Annotated in this window: 19 protein-coding genes; 8 read left to right on the plus strand and 11 right to left on the minus strand. The window is 58.0% G+C overall.

All coding sequences use genetic code 11. The features are described from left to right. Position 1 precedes the first annotated feature (1 nt). The 5 genes from SPG90_RS19250 to acpT are packed head-to-tail and all read left to right on the plus strand — an operon-like array spanning position 2 to position 4215. Positions 2–1171: a beta-ketoacyl-[acyl-carrier-protein] synthase family protein gene (locus SPG90_RS19250; RefSeq protein ID WP_023309530.1), complete on the plus strand. Its 1170-nt coding sequence runs from the start codon at positions 2–4 to the stop codon at positions 1169–1171. Beyond that, the gene (locus SPG90_RS19255; protein ID WP_126304203.1) at positions 1168–1641 is read left to right on the plus strand and encodes a 3-hydroxy-fatty acyl-ACP dehydratase; all 474 of its coding nucleotides are present in this window, start codon (positions 1168–1170) and stop codon (positions 1639–1641) included. Before SPG90_RS19250 ends, SPG90_RS19255 begins: the two co-directional genes overlap by 4 nt. Then, positions 1638–2369 carry a 3-ketoacyl-ACP reductase FabG2 gene (locus SPG90_RS19260; RefSeq protein WP_032662188.1) on the plus strand — a complete coding sequence of 244 codons (732 nt, stop codon included), beginning with the start codon at positions 1638–1640 and terminating at the stop codon, positions 2367–2369. Before SPG90_RS19255 ends, SPG90_RS19260 begins: the two co-directional genes overlap by 4 nt. Continuing rightward, positions 2366–3595, plus strand: coding sequence for a beta-ketoacyl-ACP synthase (locus tag SPG90_RS19265; RefSeq protein ID WP_126304201.1), 1230 nt, complete (start codon positions 2366–2368; stop codon positions 3593–3595). The genes SPG90_RS19260 and SPG90_RS19265 overlap by 4 nt, the downstream gene beginning before the upstream one ends. A gap of 2 nt (positions 3596–3597) precedes the next feature. Next, positions 3598–4215 carry a 4'-phosphopantetheinyl transferase AcpT gene (acpT, locus tag SPG90_RS19270; protein WP_126304199.1) on the plus strand — a complete coding sequence of 206 codons (618 nt, stop codon included), beginning with the start codon at positions 3598–3600 and terminating at the stop codon, positions 4213–4215. Here the strand turns inward: acpT and arnF are convergent. The 8 genes from arnF to SPG90_RS19310 all read right to left on the minus strand — a co-directional run bounded on the left by arnF (position 4163) and on the right by SPG90_RS19310 (position 12367). After that, the gene (gene arnF, locus SPG90_RS19275; protein WP_126304197.1) at positions 4163–4552 is read right to left on the minus strand and encodes a 4-amino-4-deoxy-L-arabinose-phosphoundecaprenol flippase subunit ArnF; all 390 of its coding nucleotides are present in this window, start codon (positions 4550–4552) and stop codon (positions 4163–4165) included. The two genes, acpT and arnF, sit on opposite strands and share 53 nt — an antisense overlap. After that, positions 4549–4884 carry a 4-amino-4-deoxy-L-arabinose-phosphoundecaprenol flippase subunit ArnE gene (arnE, locus tag SPG90_RS19280; RefSeq protein WP_039263049.1) on the minus strand — a complete coding sequence of 112 codons (336 nt, stop codon included), beginning with the start codon at positions 4882–4884 and terminating at the stop codon, positions 4549–4551. Before arnE ends, arnF begins: the two co-directional genes overlap by 4 nt. Continuing rightward, positions 4884–6539, minus strand: a complete 1656-nt coding sequence (gene arnT / locus SPG90_RS19285; RefSeq protein WP_045403309.1) for a lipid IV(A) 4-amino-4-deoxy-L-arabinosyltransferase — start codon at positions 6537–6539, stop codon at positions 4884–4886. Before arnT ends, arnE begins: the two co-directional genes overlap by 1 nt. After that, positions 6536–7438: a 4-deoxy-4-formamido-L-arabinose-phosphoundecaprenol deformylase gene (gene arnD / locus SPG90_RS19290; RefSeq protein ID WP_023309538.1), complete on the minus strand. Its 903-nt coding sequence runs from the start codon at positions 7436–7438 to the stop codon at positions 6536–6538. Before arnD ends, arnT begins: the two co-directional genes overlap by 4 nt. Further along, positions 7435–9417, minus strand: coding sequence for a bifunctional UDP-4-amino-4-deoxy-L-arabinose formyltransferase/UDP-glucuronic acid oxidase ArnA (gene arnA, locus SPG90_RS19295; RefSeq protein WP_063931064.1), 1983 nt, complete (start codon positions 9415–9417; stop codon positions 7435–7437). Before arnA ends, arnD begins: the two co-directional genes overlap by 4 nt. After that, the gene (arnC, locus tag SPG90_RS19300) at positions 9414–10397 is read right to left on the minus strand and encodes an undecaprenyl-phosphate 4-deoxy-4-formamido-L-arabinose transferase (protein ID WP_047173971.1); all 984 of its coding nucleotides are present in this window, start codon (positions 10395–10397) and stop codon (positions 9414–9416) included. Before arnC ends, arnA begins: the two co-directional genes overlap by 4 nt. A gap of 1 nt (position 10398) precedes the next feature. Continuing rightward, entirely contained in the window at positions 10399–11538 is a 1140-nt protein-coding gene (arnB, locus tag SPG90_RS19305) for a UDP-4-amino-4-deoxy-L-arabinose aminotransferase (RefSeq protein WP_047173972.1), read from the minus strand. A gap of 325 nt (positions 11539–11863) precedes the next feature. Continuing rightward, positions 11864–12367, minus strand: coding sequence for a phenolic acid decarboxylase (locus SPG90_RS19310; RefSeq protein WP_008503103.1), 504 nt, complete (start codon positions 12365–12367; stop codon positions 11864–11866). A 99-nt stretch (positions 12368–12466) separates the two neighbouring features. On the opposite strand from SPG90_RS19310, the gene SPG90_RS19315 reads away from it, so the two are divergent. Next, positions 12467–13348 (plus strand): LysR family transcriptional regulator, encoded by an 882-nt coding sequence (locus SPG90_RS19315; RefSeq protein WP_023309542.1) that lies wholly within the window; start codon positions 12467–12469, stop codon positions 13346–13348. A 32-nt stretch (positions 13349–13380) separates the two neighbouring features. Beyond that, complete coding sequence (locus SPG90_RS19320; RefSeq protein WP_126304250.1) at positions 13381–14175, plus strand: SDR family NAD(P)-dependent oxidoreductase; 795 nt, start codon at positions 13381–13383, stop codon at positions 14173–14175. A 7-nt stretch (positions 14176–14182) separates the two neighbouring features. On the opposite strand, the gene SPG90_RS19325 is transcribed toward SPG90_RS19320, so the two are convergent. Further along, positions 14183–14710 (minus strand): NlpC/P60 family protein, encoded by a 528-nt coding sequence (locus SPG90_RS19325; RefSeq protein ID WP_045403295.1) that lies wholly within the window; start codon positions 14708–14710, stop codon positions 14183–14185. Positions 14711–14949: 239 nt separating this feature from the next. Between SPG90_RS19325 and SPG90_RS19330 the strand changes: the two genes are divergently transcribed. Further along, positions 14950–15612: an HAD family hydrolase gene (locus SPG90_RS19330; protein WP_014885577.1), complete on the plus strand. Its 663-nt coding sequence runs from the start codon at positions 14950–14952 to the stop codon at positions 15610–15612. Between the two features lie 60 nt (positions 15613–15672). Here the strand turns inward: SPG90_RS19330 and SPG90_RS19335 are convergent, their stop codons facing one another. Both SPG90_RS19335 and SPG90_RS19340 read right to left on the minus strand, forming a co-directional pair. Then, positions 15673–16698 carry a TerC/Alx family metal homeostasis membrane protein gene (locus SPG90_RS19335; RefSeq protein ID WP_024908851.1) on the minus strand — a complete coding sequence of 342 codons (1026 nt, stop codon included), beginning with the start codon at positions 16696–16698 and terminating at the stop codon, positions 15673–15675. A gap of 167 nt (positions 16699–16865) precedes the next feature. Then, positions 16866–17264, minus strand: a complete 399-nt coding sequence (locus tag SPG90_RS19340; RefSeq protein WP_023309546.1) for a potassium channel family protein — start codon at positions 17262–17264, stop codon at positions 16866–16868. Positions 17265–17532: the final 268 nt, after the last annotated feature.

Here is a 17532-nt window from a genome sequence, read left to right on the forward strand (position 1 = left end):
GATGATTTATATATCCGCTGTTGGCATGGTCAACGCGCTGGGCAACTCGCCTGACGAGATTGCCGCGAACCTGACGGCAGGCGTGGCGCCGGGGATGCACGCCCGGACCGGCTGGCTGCAGGGTTTACCCGAAGCCGTACTGGGCGGCGTGGAAGGCGAGCTTCCGCCCATCCCGGACGCCTTCTCCGCACACCGCACCCGCAATAACCAGCTGCTGCTGGCCGCGCTGGCGCAGATTCAGCCCGCCGTTGACGAGGCTATCGCCCGCGTCGGCCGCGACCGGGTGGCCGTGGTGCTGGGGACCAGCACCTCTGGGCTGGATGAGGGCGATGAGCACGTGCGCCGCATGACCCATGGCGAAGCGAGCACGCGCTGGCAGTATCCGCAGCAGGAGCTTGGCGATCCGTCCCGCTTCCTCGCCAACTGGCTTCAGCTCGAAGGCCCGGCCTATACGATCTCGACGGCCTGCTCTTCCAGCGCGCGGGCGATGATCGGCGGCAAACGTCTTATTGAAGCCGGGCTGGTGGACATCGCCATCGTCGGCGGGGCCGATACCCTGAGCCGGATGCCCGTCAACGGCTTTAACAGCCTTGAATCCTTCTCCCCCACGCTCTGCGAGCCGTTTGGTCGCGACCGCCGGGGGATCACCATCGGTGAAGCCGCCGCGCTGATGGTATTGAGCCGGGAGCCCGCCGACGTGGCGCTGCTCGGAACGGGCGAATCCAGCGATGCGTACCATATTTCCGCTCCGCATCCGCAGGGCGAAGGGGCGATAAGGGCGATCGCGCAGGCGCTTAACGAAGCGGGTATGCAGCCGCAGGATATCGGCTACATCAACCTGCACGGCACGGCCACGCCGCTCAACGATCAGATTGAATCGCAGGTGGTGCACGATCTCTTCGGGGAAAGCGTGCCGTGCAGCTCAACCAAACACCTTACCGGCCATACGCTGGGCGCCGCCGGTATTACCGAAGCGGCCCTGAGCTGGCTGATTCTGACGCGCGATCTGCCGTTGCCGCCGCAGGACTTCGCCCGCTACGCGCCGGACGACACGCTGGCACCGTGCGGCCTGCTGCACCAGCGCGCCGCTCTGAAAAAACCGGTCATTTTGTCTAACTCGTTCGCGTTTGGCGGCAATAACGCCAGCATCCTGCTGGGGAGAGCCTCATGAGCTACTTATCACCCGAAGCCTATTTGCCGCACGAGGCGCCAATGATGCTGCTGGGGTCCGTTGAGAACGTTACGGACGACACGGCGGTCTGCCGCGTGGCCGTCAACGGGCAAAGCGTGCTGGCGCCGTTTCTCAATGCCGATGGCGACCTGCCGGGCTGGTTCGCGCTCGAGCTGATGGCGCAGACCGTCGGCGTCTGGTCGGGCTGGCATCGCCAGCAGCAGGGGCAGGAACATATCGCGCTGGGCATGGTGCTCGGCGCGCGCGAGCTGGTCTGCGCCAGCGGGCATTTCGCCGCAGGCCTGACGCTGGACATCACCGTTAAGCTGCTGATGCAGGACGAACGCTTCGGCAGCTTTGAATGCGCGATTTCCGCTAATGAAGAGACGCTGGCCACGGGCCGGGTCAACACCTTCCAGCCGAGCGCAGAAGAATTAACATCGCTTTTTAATCAGGGATCTAACGCATGAGTCGTTCCGTACTGGTCACAGGGGCCAGCAAAGGCATAGGGCGCGCCATTGCCCGCCAGCTCGCCGCCGACGGGTTTACCGTAGGCGTGCATTACCATCGTGATGCCGCAGGCGCGCAGGAGACGCTGGACGCCATCACGCAGGCGGGTGGCAACGGTCGTTTACTCGCCTTTGATGTGGGCAACCGCGAACAGTGCCGCGAGGTGCTGGAGCAGGAGATTGAAGCCCATGGCGCATGGTATGGCGTGGTCAGCAACGCCGGAATTACCCGCGACGGCGCCTTTCCGGCGCTGAGCGAAGACGACTGGGACAGCGTTATCCACACCAATCTCGACAGTTTTTATAACGTCATTCACCCCTGCATTATGCCGATGATTGGCACCCGTAAAGGGGGGCGCATTATCACCTTATCGTCCGTCTCCGGCGTGATGGGCAACCGCGGACAGGTGAACTACAGCGCGGCCAAAGCGGGCATTATCGGCGCCACCAAAGCGCTGGCGATTGAGCTGGCAAAACGCAAAATCACCGTCAACTGCATTGCCCCGGGCCTGATTGATACCGGCATGATTGAGATGGAAGAAGCCGCCCTGAAGGAAGCCATGTCCATCATCCCAATGAAACGTATGGGCCAGGCTGAAGAGGTCGCCGGGCTGGCAAGCTATCTGATGTCGGATATCGCGGGCTATGTTACCCGCCAGGTCATTTCCATTAACGGAGGAATGCTATGACGCGTCGCGTGGTGATTACGGGCATGGGCGGCGTGACCGCCTTTGGCGAAAACTGGCATTCCGTGTCCAGCAGGCTGCTGGCGTATGAAAACGCGGTGCGTAAAATGCCGGAATGGCAGGTGTATGATGGCCTGCATACCCTCCTGGGCGCGCCGATCGACGATTTCTCGCTGCCGGAACACTACACCCGCAAGCGTATTCGCGCCATGGGCCGGGTGTCGTTGATGTCGACCCGCGCCACCGAGCTGGCGCTGGAGCAGGCGGGGCTGATTGGCGAAGCGGTGCTCACCAACGGTCAAACCGGTATCGCCTACGGTTCTTCGACAGGCAGCACCGGTCCGGTCAGCGAATTCGCGACCATGCTCACCGAAAAGCACACCAATAACATCACCGGGACAACCTACGTCCAGATGATGCCGCACACTACGGCGGTGAATACCGGCCTGTTCTTTGGACTACGCGGCCGCGTCATCCCGACCTCAAGCGCCTGTACCTCCGGCAGCCAGGCGATTGGTTACGCTTGGGAGGCGATTCGCCACGGGTATCAGACCGTGATGGTCGCGGGGGGCGCGGAAGAGCTTTGTCCGTCTGAAGCGGCGGTATTTGATACGCTGTTCGCCACCAGCCAGCGCAATGACGCCCCTAAGCACACCCCGTCGCCATTTGATACGCAGCGCGATGGTCTGGTGATTGGAGAAGGCGCAGGCACCCTGATTCTGGAAGAGCTCGAGCACGCAAAAGCGCGCGGGGCCACGATCTACGGCGAAATCGTGGGCTTTGCCACTAACTGCGACGCGGCTCATATCACCCAGCCTCAGCGTGAAACCATGCAGATTTGCATGGAGCAGTCGCTGTCCATGGCGGGATTAAGCGGCCGGGATATGGGGTATATCTCCGCGCACGGTACCGCCACCGATCGCGGCGATATCGCCGAAAGCCTGGCCACCGCCGCTATCTATGGTGACAGCGTGCCGGTTTCCTCGCTGAAGAGCTATTTTGGCCATACGCTGGGTGCCTGCGGCGCGCTGGAAGCGTGGATGAGCCTGCAGATGATGCGTGAAGGCTGGTTTGCCCCGACGCTCAATTTAACGCAGCCGGATGAGCAATGCGGTGCTTTAGATTATATTATGGGAGAAGCCCGTCAGATTGACTGCGAGTATCTGCAGAGCAATAACTTCGCGTTTGGCGGCATCAACACCTCGATTATCATTAAACGCTGGGCGTAGCTATGTACCAGTTATTACTGGGAAAAATCTCCACTCTTTGCGCGGACCCGATGGCGTCAGCGCTCGCAGACAGGGCGCCTCAGGGTGCCCGACAGGCCTCCTGGCTGGCCGGGAGGACGCTGCTCGCCAGAACGTTATCCCCTCGCCCGCTCCCCGACATCATTTACGGCGAGCAGGGCAAACCGGCCTTTGCGAAGGGTCATCCGCTGTGGTTCAACCTGAGCCACAGCGGTGACGATATTGCCCTGCTGATGAGCGATGAAGGCGAAGTCGGCTGCGATATCGAAGTGATTCGCCCGAGGAAGAACTGGCAGGCGCTGGCTAATGCGGTGTTCAGCATGACGGAGCATGACGAGCTGGAGCATGAAGCGCCCGAGGAACGGCTTTCCGCGTTCTGGCGTATCTGGACGCGGAAAGAAGCGATTGTGAAACAGCGTGGCGGCAGCGCATGGCAGATTGTCAGCATCGACAGCACGGCGCAGACGCACGCGGTCAGTCAGCTACAGGTCGGCTCGCTGAGCCTTGCCGTCTGCACATCGACCCCTTATACCCTGACCCACGAGTCGATTATTCACGTTGGGACGTTCGGGGCAGAAAAATCACTAACACGCCCAGAATAATAAACCCGACGCCCGCCAGCCCGTGCCAGGAGAAGCGCTCCCCCCAGCCAGGCAGCAGGATCGCGGCGGCCCACACCAGAATATAGCTGAGGCTCAGCAGGGCATAGGCTTTGCTGAGCGCCATACGGTGTAGCGCAAGATACCAGCAGCCCATGGACGCCACATACCCCGTCAACCCCAGCAGCAGCGCGCCCGTGCCGGACGAGAAGTGCCACAGCGCGGAAACAAACACCAGGATCTCACTGACCGGTGGCAGTGCCTGCATGGCATTGCGCAGCAGCAGCTGCGCCGCGCTGACTAACAGCACGCTGCACATGGCCCAGAATGCACCCTTCACAGGCTCCCTCCCAGGATAACAATCCCAATGATGATGAACCCTACCCCCAGCCAGTGATGCGCAGCAACGTGCTCACGCCAGAACGCCTTCGCCGCCAGCGTCACCCAGACAAAATTGAGGCTCAGCATAGGATAGGCAATACCGACAGGCAGGCGTTGCAGCACCACCAGCCAGACCAGCATCCCGCTGCCCAGCGCCAGCAGTGCCAGGCCAAGCCACAGCGCGATGTGCGCCCCGCGCCGCCCGGCTTTCGCCGGACGGGTGGCCTGTTTCTGGCACAGCTGTCCCGCGCAGCTGAGCAGGCTTGCCAGTATCAGCCAGATCCAGGTCATCACTTCGGCAGATACTCCAGCAGGGCCAGACGCCCCTGAATATACAGGCTGTCCGGTTTCGGCAGATTTGCGCGCGCGATTTCATCGTGTTTTGACAGAAGAATCACCAGCGATACGCGCCCCTGCTGACGATGCTCCGCCAGCCACTGCGCGAAGTCATCTTTATCAACATAACGATCTTTCGCATCGGGATAATCCAGTCCGTAGCGCAGTTCGCCGCTTTGATCGAACATCGTGATGTCATTGCGCTTCAGCTCCCACGCCAGGCCCGCGGCCACGCCAACGTTATTGGCCAGCACGAATCGGCTTTCCTGAAGCGGCTCGCGCACGGTATCGACCAGCGACTGCGGCTGTTTGGAATCCACCACCAGGTTCGGAATGGCAAAACCAATCAGCAGCGCCAGCCCTGCAGGGCACAGTGCCGCCAGCCACCAGCGCTGCTGGCTCTGTCTGAACGTAAACCAGCCTACCGCGGCCCAGATGAGGAACGCCACCACCGCACAGAAGACTTTATACAGTTCAACCGACGTCCAGACCGGATGCTTCGACAGTCCCCACGGCGAGACCACCAGCGCCGCCACCACGCCGATAACGCCAAACGCCAGGTTAATCCCGCCGTTAATGCGTAACGCTCTGGCACCTTTTTCCGCCGCGAGGCAGGCATAGCGCGCCATCAGGATAGCCAGCGGGGCAAAGCAGGGCAGGATATAGGTCGGCAGCTTGCCTTTGGCGATGCTGAAGAACAGCAGCGGCATCACCACCCAACCTAGCAGATAGAACCCGCCACCCGCGTTTTGTCGGTCATTCCAGCCAAGACGAATCGCGCCGGGCAAAAGTGCCAGCCACGGCAGGCTGCCCGCAATCAGGAACGGTATGTAGTACCAGAACGGGGCTTTATGCTGCGCGTCGCTCTGGGCAAAACGCTGAATATGTTCAACCCAAAAGAAGTAACGCCAGAAGTCAGGCTCACGCTGCGCAATGGCCAGCCCCCACGGCAGAACAATCAGCACGCAGCTCAGGATCGCGAGCCAGCCAAAAATCAGCACCTCTTTCCAGCGCTTCCGGGCAATGACCCACGGCAGCACGCCAATCACCGGAACGGCCAGCGCCAGGAAGCCTTTGGTCATCACCCCCATCCCGCAGGCCAGCCCAAGCAGCACATAGCCACCCGCTTTTCCGGAAACGGTTTGGGCCTGCGACGCCAGCCAGAAGCTGCACATCGCCGCCACCAGCCACAGGGTGATGATAGGATCCAGCACCGCATACGTGCCGATGCCATACACCAGGAACAGGGTCAGGAAGATAAGACCGGAGAAAATAGCGGTCCGCTTATCTCGCCAGAGACGCCATGCCATCCAGATGACCAGCAGCGCGGCTAAGCCGGTAGAGAAGATAGACCCGGCGCGCACGGCGAGGTTCGTGTGCCCGAACAGCAACTGCCCGATGCTGTTGATCCAGTAGCCAGCAATCGGTTTTTCAAAGTAACGCAGCCCCAGAAAATGCGGGACTACCCAGTCTCCGGATGCCAGCATTTCGCGGCTGATTTCCGCATAGCGCGTTTCATCAGGCTGCCAGAGCAGGCGGACATCGACCGGAATGAGGTAGTAAACGATAAACAGTGCGAAAAGCGCTAAGCCATAACGGGCTGTTTTCATGGGACCGGACTCACGGTTTGTTGATAGCCAAGCCAGCCTTCCCGGCCAGCCATTTCATTACGGACGACTTTACCCACGGGCAGGGTGCTGAGGTCGTCCGGCAGCAGCTCGCTCAACGGGCAAAATTCAATGCCCTCCTGAGCGGCCATCGTCAGCAGTTCGTCGAAATCATGCTGATACGCAATCCCTTCCACTTCGGCATGGATGGTATACACCGGCGTGCCGGCGTCACGATGGATGCGGTCCAGAATGTAGCGATTGAACTCATCCGCCTTCACCTCGCGCCCGACCACTTCATCCCAGGTGGGAAGCGTGACCGGAATTTGCACCGTTCCGTAGCGATTTTCGCCTAACAGCGGCAAAAAAGGTCCGGTTCCGCGGCAGTCGCTGTTGTAGCGAAACGCAAAGGCTTCTTTGGCCTTCACGACGCGCTGATCCGCACGCCATCCAGCCACGGCGGAGCAGCGCACGGGCTGACCGGTAATGGCCTCCAGCTCCAGCATCCCACGCTCGACCTCACGGGACAGGCGCGGGATATCCCAGACGCCCGCCCAGGCTTGCCAGGCATGGTGGTCCCAGGCGTGCAGACCCACCTCATGATGCTGCGCCGCCTCGCGGATAACGGCTTCATTACCCGCGCCGATACGTCTGCCGGGCCAGGCGGTGCCGGCCAGCAAAATATCCCAGCCGTAGAGGGATGCTGCGCGCGAGCGCAGCATTTTGAACAGAAATGCCGGTTTAATCAGACGCCATAAATGGCGCCCCATGTTGTCAGGCCCCACGCTGAAGAAAATGCTGGAACGCACATCGTGTTTGTTCAGCAGTTCCAGCAGTTTGGGTACGCCGTCACGCGTTCCCCTGAAGGTGTCGACATCAATGCGTAAACCGACTTTTTTCATGAGGCCTGTTCCGAAAGCTCCACGGTGCGCAGGAAGAAATCGAGCGTTTCGTCAATGGTCTGCTCCATCTTCACCGTCGGCGTCCAGTTGAGGCAGCGCTTCGCGTTGCGAATGCTTGGCTTACGGTGCTCAACGTCCTGGTAGCCCTTACCATAGTAGCTGCTGCTTTCCACTTCGCGGAAGCCGGCAAACGGCGGGAACTTGTCGCGCAGCGGATGGCGCTCAAAGCTGGCCAGCAGCATCTCTGCCAGCTCGCGAATGCTCGCTTCGTTGTCCGGGTTACCGATATTGATGATTTCACCGTTGCAGCGGTTATCTTTGTTTTCGATGATGCGGAACAGCGCTTCGATACCGTCGCTGATGTCCGTAAAGCAGCGTTTCTGTTTCCCGCCTTCGATAAGCTTAATTGGCGAGCCTTCTACCAGGTTCAGGATCAGCTGGGTGATCGCACGGGAGCTGCCGATACGCGCCGCGTTGAGGTTATCCAGACGCGGGCCCATCCAGTTGAACGGACGGAACAGGGTAAAGCGCAGGCCTTCTTTCTCACCGTAGGCCCAAATCACGCGGTCCAGCAACTGTTTGGAGACGGAGTAAATCCAGCGCTGTTTGTTGATCGGCCCGACCACCAGGTTGGAGGTGTCTTCATCGAAGTTCTTATCGGTACACATGCCGTACACTTCAGACGTGGACGGGAAGATGATGCGCTTGTCGTATTTCACGCAGTCGCGGATGATCTTCAGGTTCTCTTCGAAGTCCAGCTCGAACACGCGCAGCGGGTTACGGGTGTACTCGATTGGCGTGGCAATGGCGACCAGCGGCAGCACCACGTCGCATTTTTTAATGTGGTATTCAATCCACTCGGAATGGATGCTGATGTCCCCTTCCACGAAGTGGAAACGCGGGTTGTCGAGGAAACGGCTGATGGCATCCGCGCCGATATCCAGACCGTAAATCTCGTAGTTGTCGTCTTTAAGCAGACGTTCGGTCAGGTGGTTACCGATAAAGCCGTTCACGCCGAGGATCAGCACGCGGGTACGGCGCTTGATGGCAACCACCGGCGCGCTAGTAATCAGCGCCCCGGCCACCAGACCCAGAGACTGCGCCAGCTGCGTGCCCTGAACGTACAGGCCGTTGTCGGTTTGTCCGGTGACGATCTCCAGCGCCTGCTCGCCGCAGCTCACAATCAGCGGAGAGACAGAGACGACGGTGCCCGGTTTGGCAGCCGGAATATCGTCACGCACGCGGGATTTCCAGACGATAAATTTGCTTACGCCAGCAAAGCTGTACGCGCCCGGCCACGGGTCGGTCACAGCGCGCACCAGGTTGTGCAGCTGGCGGGCAGGCTTATTCCAGTCCAGACGACCATCTTCCGGCGCGCGGCGGCCAAAGCAGCTTGCCTTGCTCTCATCCTGCGCGGTCTCGCTGAAGGTGCCGTTGAGGATGCCTGGAAGTGCATCACGCAGCAGCGTCTGCGCCGTCGCATTCAGCTTTTGATGCAGCTGCAGCGCCGTTTCGTCCGCATCAATAGCGACCTTCTGCTGTGCCACGATAGCGCCCGCGTCCGCACGGCGCACCATGCGGTGCAGCGTTACGCCCGTTTCCGTTTCACCGTTCACCAGCACCCAGTTCAGCGGCGCGCGGCCGCGGTAGGCGGGCAGCAGAGAACCATGAAGATTAAAGGCGCCTTTTGCGGCCAGACCTAAGATTTCGTCGGAAAGCAGGCTGCGATAGTAGAACGAGAAGATTACGTCAGGCGCGAGCGCGCGGATGCGCTCCACCCACAGCGGGTGGTTGACGTCGTCCGGAGCATAAACCGGGATCCCGCGCTCGGCGGCGATACGCGCCACGGAGCCAAAAAAGTTATTCTCTCCGGCCGTGTCCGGATGGGTAAAGATTGCCGCAATGTCATAGCCCGCTTCCAGCAGGGCCAGCGTGCCCGTGCACCCCATATCGTGATAGGCAAATACAACAGCTTTCATGGGTGAATTTCCTCTTGAGATGCTTTGTGTTCCTGACGGACAACACGTTGAATAAAGTAGCGCGGACGCGCGCGAACATCGTTATAGATACGGCCAATGTATTCACCGAGAAGGCCCATCCCGACAAACTGGGCGCCGATGAACATAAACAGCACGGCAAAGAGCATGAAGACCCCTTCCGCCGCCCACTGCGGGCCAAAGACCAGGCGCAGCACCACCAGCAGAACGGACAGCGCAAATCCGGCCACGGCGATGATGCTGCCGAACACGCTCAGCAGACGCAGCGGCGTGGTGGTCAGGCAGGTGATGAGGTCATACATCAGGTTGATGAGACGCATAAAGCTGTACTTCGATTCCCCGTGCTCGCGCTCGGCGTGCAGAACCGGAATTTCCGTTGCCTTGCGGGCAAAGGTGTTGGCGAGGATCGGAATAAAGGTGCTGCGCTCATGGCAGTGCAGCATCGCGTCGACAATGTGGCGGCGGTAGGCGCGCAGCATGCAGCCGTAATCGCCCATCGCTTTACCGGTCGTGCGCTGGATAAGTCGGTTGATGGTGCGCGAGGCCAGCTTACGGAACAGACTGTCCTGACGGTTCTGACGTACCGTGCCGACCACGTCATAGCCTTCATCGGCTTTGGCGACCAGACGCGGGATCTCTTCCGGCGGGTTTTGCAGGTCAGCGTCCAGGGTGATGACCAGATCGCCCGTGACGTGGCTAAACCCCGCCATAATCGCCGAGTGCTGGCCGTAGTTGCGGTTGAGCAGCACAGCCACAATGTGGCTGCCTTCGGCCTGTGCGGCCTGGGTCAGCATCAGCGCGGAATTGTCGCTACTGCCGTCATCCACCAGCAGAATTTCGTAGGCCTTGCCCATCGTGTCGCAGGCGGCGGTTGTACGGCGGATCAGTTCGGGCAGGCTCTCCTGCTCGTTATAAACCGGGATTACAACGGAAACTTTTTGTACAGGCGGTGCACTGAACATATCAATGTCCTGCAAGCTGATGGAGTGCGGTAATGACGCGGGTTGTGTCGTCATGAGTCATGTCCGGGAAAAGAGGGAGAGAACAAATACGCGCGCTATTCCATTCAGAATTCGGGAGCGATACATCAGGAAAACGCTCGCGGTAGTATTTTTGGGTGTGCGCCGCGCGGAAGTGGAGGCCGGTACCGATGCCTTTCTCTTTCAGCGCCGCCATCAGGTTGTCGCGTGAGATCCCGCAGCGCGCTTCGTCAACGCGAATAATAAACAGGTGCCAGGCGTGCACGTGCGGCCATGACGGAATGGTGAGCGGCTGGAACGGCGTATCGGCAAGCTCACGCAGGTAGCGTTCAGCAATTTCCTGGCGGCGCCTGTTAGCCTCTTTCAGCTTGCCTAACTGCACCAGCGCCAGCGCGGCGTTGATGTCCGCCAGATTGTATTTATAGCCCGGCGCGATCACTTCCGCCTGCGGCGCGCGGCCGTGCGTCTGGCGGTCATAGGCATCTACGCCCAGGCCATGGAATTTCAGGCTGCGGATCCGCTGTGCCAGCTGGGCATTATCCGTGACGACTAAGCCGCCTTCCGCGCAGGTCATATTTTTAATGGCGTGGAAGGAAAAAATCGCCGTTCCTTTCCAGCCCACATGACGGTTCTTGTAGTACGTTCCGGCGGCATGGGCCGCATCTTCAATAACCGGAATACCGTGACGTTCGCCGATGGCATGAATGGCGTCGATTTCACACGGCGCGCCGGCATAATGAACGGGGATAATGGCTTTGGTACGCGGGGTAATGGCGGCTTCAACGGCTTCTGGCGTCACCATTAATGTATCTTTGTCCACATCAATCATGACCGGCGTGGCACCCAGCAACACGATCATATTCAGCGTGGAGACCCAGGTCTGGGAAGGGGTAATGACTTCATCGCCCGGGCCAATATCCAGCGCCATCAGCGTGACGTGCATACCCGCGGTGGCTGAACAGACGGCAATCGCATGCTGATTCCCGGTAAGCTGACAGAATGCCCCTTCAAGTTCCTGATTCTTTGGCCCGGTGGTGATCCAGCCCGACATCAAAACGTCCTGAAGCGCCGCAATTTCCTCAGCGCCCATCGACGGCCGCGAAAAAGGCAGAAAATCACTCATTATTAATTTCCTTGCAATAAAAATGGCATGTTTTTGATATTAACCAAATGCCAGCCCGTTTATTTCAACGAACCATAAACTTATATCAAAGTAGCTCTCTTTCCTTAGGGAAAAATTAAGACAAGGTATGCAACGTTATAAAACAACTAGCAGCCTCTTGAAAAACAACAAGTTAAATTACGTTTAATTATTTTTAATGTGATCTTCCGCAACATTCTGAAATGAATTGTTTTAAACCAATCCTCAACAAACAAAAAAATCCCGGCTATTTCATAATAATATGAAATAGCCGGGAACTTTTCTTTTTAGTTAATTGTCGCGCTTATTACAGGTTATCTGGAAAGTTTTTCGGTAATTCACTGGCTGCGCAGGCAATAACGCTTTCATTATTTGCACCGCAGTCGCGTACAAAGGTGATTGTGGCAAATTCATCAATCACTTCGGTTGGATACGCCGGGCCCGCATCGCGATAGCTGTTCATCAGCGGAATATGATCGTTCTGGAAGCAGACGGTTTTTTCCGGGTTGTTCATGACCCAGCGCGGGAAGAAAATGGTGCCGTGGAACAGCTTGTCGCCCAGGTTCACAATCAGGCTGACGTCGGTGCCGGTTGGCTCGGTCCAGGAAATTTTATAGATGCTCTCCCCTACCCGCACGATGTAAGCCTGCTGATCTTTCACCCAGCGGTTGGCTACCAGACCGCTGTGAATACGGTAATCAAGCGTGGTCTCATTTTTTACGTAAATCTCGTAGTTCCAGCCGTTATCGTAGGTATATACAAGATGTTTACCAACAAAGCCGCTCAAGTCGTGTTTGTCGAAGGTGTTCATAAAATGTCTCCTTTGTTTTGATGAGAAGATTGTACCCCTTCAAAAAATGAATAAATAACGCTATGTTTTAATCAAATCCATCCAAATTTTAGATAAATCATGCATAAGACGACGCTTGAACAATGGTCTTTACTGGAAAAGGTAGTTGAGGCGGGCAGCTTTGCCAGAGCGGCGGAAGAAACGCACCGCAGCCAGTCCTCGGTGAGCTATAACCTGTCGCTGCTGCAGGAGCGACTCGGCGTGGCGCTGCTGGTCCCGGAGGGGCGACGGGCGGTGTTAACCCCGGCCGGAGAGCTTCTTCTCAACCAGGTTAAACCGCTGCTGAAAGCGTTTTCGTATGTTGAGACGCGCGCAGCGACTCTTCGCAACGGGATGCGCACGCGGTTGGATCTGGTGGTGGACTCCATTTTCCCGCGCCGCCGCCTGTTCGCTATTCTTCGTCAGTTCCAGCAGCAGTATCCGCAGACTCAGGTACGTCTGACCGAGGTGCTGGAAAATACCCGCGCCGACGCCATTAACGACGAAGCCGATGTGATGGTCTTAACCCGCCGCCAGGACATTACCGGGCTCGGCGAATGGCTGATGAATATCGACTTTGTTGCCGTGGCCCATTCCCGGCATCCCCTGTTTCACCTCGACGCGCCGCTCAATGATGAGATGCTGCGCCCGTGGCCGCTCATCCAGATTGCGGACAGCCAGCCCGCCGCGCGTGCTGCCGGCGAGTCGTGGACCTTCTCCACCATCGATGCCGCCATAGAGGCCGTCGTCTCTCAGGTCGGCTACGGCTGGCTGCCGGAGGAACGCATCCAGACCCAGCTGGATCAGGGCGTACTAAAACGCCTGCCGCTGAGCCACGGCGCGCGCAGGGCAACGCCGCTACACCTGATTGTTAAGCGTTCCCTCGCCCCGCTTGATGAACAGGTTGAGACGCTATTGCGCCTTTTTAGCCAGGAGCCGTCATCCTCACCTGCTACGCTTTAAGGTCCGAACGTTAAAACGATAAGGAGCAGATGATGAAAATCGACTTTGCGGGGAAAGTGGCGCTGGTGACCGCCTCAACCGGCGGGATCGGGTTCGCCATTGCCAGAGGTCTGGCAGAAAGCGGTGCGGAAGTGATCGTCAATGGCCGCAGCACGGAATCGGTGAATAAAGGCATTCAGAAGCTCCAGCAGGTGGTGCCGGGCGTGCAGGTGCGCGCCGCGATTGCCGATCTCAGCACGGCGGAAGGGGTCGAGTCGCTTCTGAAGGTGGCGAATAACGTCGATATTCTGGTCAACAACGCCGGGATTTACGGTCCGCAGGATTTCTATGCCACCGACGATGAGACCTGGGAGCGTTACTGGCAGACCAACGTGATGTCCGGCGTGCGTCTGTCCCGCGCCCTGCTGCCGGGCATGGTGCAAAAAGGCTGGGGACGCGTGGTGTTTATCTCCTCCGAGTCGGCCTGCAATATTCCGGCGGATATGATCCACTACGGCGTGACCAAAACGGCGCAGCTCTCGCTGGCGCGCGGGCTGGCGAAGTTCGTGGCGGGGAGCGGCGTGACGGTCAACAGCGTCCTGCCGGGCCCGACAATGTCTGACGGTTTCGCAGAGATGATGAAAGATGAAATCGAAAAAACCGGCAAATCGCTGGAGCAGCTGGCGAAAGAGTTTGTGATGACCAACCGCCCCAGCTCGGTTATCCAGCGCGCGGCCACGGTTGAAGAGGTGGCCAATATGGTGATTTATGTCTGTTCGACCCAGGCCTCCGCCACCTCGGGCGCGGCGCTGCGCGTCGACGGTGGCGTCGTGGATGACATCATCTGACGCTCTGTCAGGCCGCACTGCCTGCGATGCGACGGGCGGTAATGTAGTGTGCCTGCCAGTAATCATCCGTCAGGGTTGAAACCGTTACGCCCTGACTGGTTGAGGCATGAATAAACTGGTTTTCGCCAATATAAACGCCAACGTGCTTGCGGTTCGGGCCCGTCTGGAAGAAGACCAGATCGCCGGCTTTCAGGCGATATTGCGCCACCTGCACGCCGCGATGGATCTGTTCACTCGTCGTGCGCGGCAAATTAAGATGTGCCGCGTCGGTGAACAGGTGCTGCATGAGCGCGGAGCAATCTACCCCGCGATGCGTGGTTCCGCCCCACCGGTACTGGGTGCCTTTCCACTTCTGGTATTGATCGAGAATACGCGAGCGCAGCGGGCCTGTTTCCTGATGCACCAGCGCAGATTTCGCCGGTGATGCTGCCAGTTCACTGTTCATCGATAACATCGACGCTGGAAGTTGAAAGCTGAACGCAGAAAACGAAGCAAAACTTAACGTGAGGATTGAAATAAGCGATCTAAGAGTCATATCAAAAAAGAAGTAGTGAGTGAGTTTTTCCTTACCTGTGGGGGCCAATGGTTCCCCTAAATATCTTGCGATGTGGCGATAATATAGACAGCTCGTTTTTTCACCAATTGTTATCGAGGCCAAAAATGGACTCACTTTGAGATCGCAAGATCGAGAAAAAAAGAGTGGTGATATAAGGACTGTCCAGCTAAAGCAGGTAAACTGATCCGCAGAATGTGTATTTCAGCTAAGACGTATTTATGACCAATATGATTGCCGACGAGACGGTGGCTAAATCCAGCGTGCTCTCTGTCTTTGACTTTGACGGGACATTAACGCACCACGACAGCTTTATTCCTTTCCTGCGTTTTGCCTTCGGCAAACGTTACTTCGCGGGCCGACTGGTGCGCATGGCGCTGCCTACGCTGCACTGCGTGCGTCGCAAGCTGACGCGCGATGAGCTGAAGGAAGTGCTGATTAAAACCTTCCTGACGGGCGTGGATGAACACTGGCTGCGCCAGCAGGCGGAAGCCTTTTGCGAAAAATACTGGAACAAACTGATGCGCCCCGAAGGGGTTCTGGCGGTGGCGGCTGAGGTGAATTCCGGTGCGGAAGTGACCATCTGTTCCGCGTCCCCGGCGCTGGTGCTCCAGCCGTGGGCTGATAAGCTCGGCATTAAGCTGATTGGCACGCAGCTGGAAGTGAAAGACGGCAAGCTGACGGGGCGCATCACGGGCAATAACTGCCGCTGCGCCCAGAAGGTGGCAAGGCTGGAGAAAGTGTATGGCGATCTTAACGCCTATCACCTGCGCGCCTGGGGAGACACTCGCGGCGACCACGAACTGCTGGCGGCGGCGCAGGATCCGCACTGGCGGCACTTCCACCACCCGCGCAAGCGCCGGAATTCACCGATTAAGGGTTAGGTGCGGTCCGGTGCCTTCACCCCTGCCCTCTCCCACAGGGAGAGGGAGAAAGGCGGTACATCAGGCCTCACGTTTTCCCGGGAACATCACGCTTGCAATAATCCCCAGCGCCAGCACGCCTAGTACCACAAACAGACTGGCCGTGGCGCCAATGCTGTAACCGTGATGCCAGAAGTGGTCGGTGGCATTTAACCCCAGCTTGAACGCCACGAAGAACAGTAGCAGCACCACGGCTTTCTCGAGGTGCACCAGATACTGCTTCAGCGCTTCCAGCACGAAGTAAAGCGTACGCAGGCCGAGAATGGCGAACATCATGGCGCTGTAGATAATCAGCGGCTCGCGGCTCACGGCAATAATGGCCGGCACGGAGTCAAACGCGAACATGACATCAGAGAGCTCGACGACGGCCACGCAAAGTAATAGCGGCGTCGCATAGCGCTTCGCCTTCTTCACGCGTCCGACCATCACGTCCTGGTTTTCCGGCTTTTCAAGCTCCGCATCCACCTCTTTCTGCGTCAGAATAAAGGCATTGCTGCTAATTTTTGGCCAGACCGGATAGAAGCGCTTCACCAGACGATAGGCGAGATGACCCGAGTAATCCTCCACTTCGTCGCTCTCTTCATTGCGCCTGAGCATCATCACCGCCGTCCAGCCGACGACCAGCGCGAAAATTACCTCAACGTACGGCCCCAGGCTTAACAGGCTGGTGCCGATAGCCACAAAGATGCCGCGGAAGACAATCGCCCCCAGCACGCCCCAGTAGAGCACGCGGTGACGGTACTTATCCGGCACGCCGAACCAGGCGAAGATCGCCATCATCACGAACAGGTTATCGACGGAGAGCACCTCTTCCAGCGCATAGCCGGTGAGGAACAGGCTCGCCATCTCGGCGCCGTGGTGAACATACAGGAATCCGGCGAAGGCCATCGCCATCATGACCCAGAAAATGGACCACATCGCCGCGCTTTTCAGCGAGACGGGTTTATCGTGACGGTGCATAAAGAGGTCGATAAACATCGCCCCAACGGCCATCACCACAAAGACAACAACGGTTTCCGTCGGGAAACCGAGATGAGCAGCAGACATACAAAACCCTTTTGGCAGACAAAACACAACACCATGCAAACTGGCGTAAACCAGGAACAGAAAAGGGCGGGCCGTTAATCAGCCTCTTCACCCTCAAATTCGCGGCCTTCTGGCCGCGCAAGGAGGGGGTACTTTACCTTACCAGACGGGGATCGCGCATCTGCCGTTTAGGCGCTCATTCCGCGTAAGCGCTGCAGCACCGCCACCAGAACGGCCACAGACCAGCCCACCATCAACGCGCCCACCAGTCCTTCCACCCCGCCGATAAGCCGCCAGTGTTGGGGTAACGTGACGTCGCCGTATCCCACGGTGGCGTAGCTGACCAGTGAAAAATAGAAGCTGGTGTTCCAGTCATTAAACGCGTCGATGACAAAATAAAACGCAGCAAACAGTCCGGCCTCAAGGAGGTGGGCGAAGATCATGGAGATCACGATACCGACATTGCGTAAAACAATGCGTACCGCCGAATCGACTTCTAATTTGATGAATTTTAAAACGCCAAACATCCACAGCGAATGGATCACCACGGTTAGGGTAAGCAAAATAATAATACTGAGTAGCTGCATGATGCGTGCTCGACCAAAAGAAATATGGCCCCGCTAATGCGGCGGGGCACCCGGTCGAAGCTTAGTTGAATGGCGAGGAAAAGTTGGTGCAATAATTGCGTTGCGTGATTATCTCCCTTGCAGCGTACTCTCTTTGCGGCTGGTTCGGCTGCTGTGAACGATATATCTGAAGCGCACTATCTGTGAGTCACCTCTTATTTACATCATTTAAACCTTCCATTAACTGGATAAAAATAACGCGCCGTCGCTATAGTGGTTTTGTTTAATA

It is taken from the genome of Enterobacter sp. D2 (assembly GCF_034427575.1).
GTDB lineage: Bacteria > Pseudomonadota > Gammaproteobacteria > Enterobacterales > Enterobacteriaceae > Enterobacter > Enterobacter cloacae_M.

What these genes read in the sequence shown, in the direction of transcription:
- SPG90_RS19340 (WP_023309546.1), bottom strand. Translation starts at nt 17,264, where the DNA reads ATGCAGCTACTCAGTATTATTATTTTGCTTACCCTAACCGTGGTGATC.
- SPG90_RS19255 (WP_126304203.1), top strand. Translation starts at nt 1,168, where the DNA reads ATGAGCTACTTATCACCCGAAGCCTATTTGCCGCACGAGGCGCCAATG.
- acpT (WP_126304199.1), top strand. Translation starts at nt 3,598, where the DNA reads ATGTACCAGTTATTACTGGGAAAAATCTCCACTCTTTGCGCGGACCCG.
- SPG90_RS19310 (WP_008503103.1), bottom strand. Translation starts at nt 12,367, where the DNA reads ATGAACACCTTCGACAAACACGACTTGAGCGGCTTTGTTGGTAAACAT.
- SPG90_RS19320 (WP_126304250.1), top strand. Translation starts at nt 13,381, where the DNA reads ATGAAAATCGACTTTGCGGGGAAAGTGGCGCTGGTGACCGCCTCAACC.
- SPG90_RS19315 (WP_023309542.1), top strand. Translation starts at nt 12,467, where the DNA reads ATGCATAAGACGACGCTTGAACAATGGTCTTTACTGGAAAAGGTAGTT.
- arnE (WP_039263049.1), bottom strand. Translation starts at nt 4,884, where the DNA reads ATGACCTGGATCTGGCTGATACTGGCAAGCCTGCTCAGCTGCGCGGGA.
- arnT (WP_045403309.1), bottom strand. Translation starts at nt 6,539, where the DNA reads ATGAAAACAGCCCGTTATGGCTTAGCGCTTTTCGCACTGTTTATCGTT.
- SPG90_RS19335 (WP_024908851.1), bottom strand. Translation starts at nt 16,698, where the DNA reads ATGTCTGCTGCTCATCTCGGTTTCCCGACGGAAACCGTTGTTGTCTTT.
- arnC (WP_047173971.1), bottom strand. Translation starts at nt 10,397, where the DNA reads ATGTTCAGTGCACCGCCTGTACAAAAAGTTTCCGTTGTAATCCCGGTT.
- SPG90_RS19265 (WP_126304201.1), top strand. Translation starts at nt 2,366, where the DNA reads ATGACGCGTCGCGTGGTGATTACGGGCATGGGCGGCGTGACCGCCTTT.
- arnD (WP_023309538.1), bottom strand. Translation starts at nt 7,438, where the DNA reads ATGAAAAAAGTCGGTTTACGCATTGATGTCGACACCTTCAGGGGAACG.
- arnB (WP_047173972.1), bottom strand. Translation starts at nt 11,538, where the DNA reads ATGAGTGATTTTCTGCCTTTTTCGCGGCCGTCGATGGGCGCTGAGGAA.
- SPG90_RS19330 (WP_014885577.1), top strand. Translation starts at nt 14,950, where the DNA reads ATGACCAATATGATTGCCGACGAGACGGTGGCTAAATCCAGCGTGCTC.
- arnA (WP_063931064.1), bottom strand. Translation starts at nt 9,417, where the DNA reads ATGAAAGCTGTTGTATTTGCCTATCACGATATGGGGTGCACGGGCACG.
- SPG90_RS19260 (WP_032662188.1), top strand. Translation starts at nt 1,638, where the DNA reads ATGAGTCGTTCCGTACTGGTCACAGGGGCCAGCAAAGGCATAGGGCGC.
- SPG90_RS19250 (WP_023309530.1), top strand. Translation starts at nt 2, where the DNA reads ATGATTTATATATCCGCTGTTGGCATGGTCAACGCGCTGGGCAACTCG.
- SPG90_RS19325 (WP_045403295.1), bottom strand. Translation starts at nt 14,710, where the DNA reads ATGACTCTTAGATCGCTTATTTCAATCCTCACGTTAAGTTTTGCTTCG.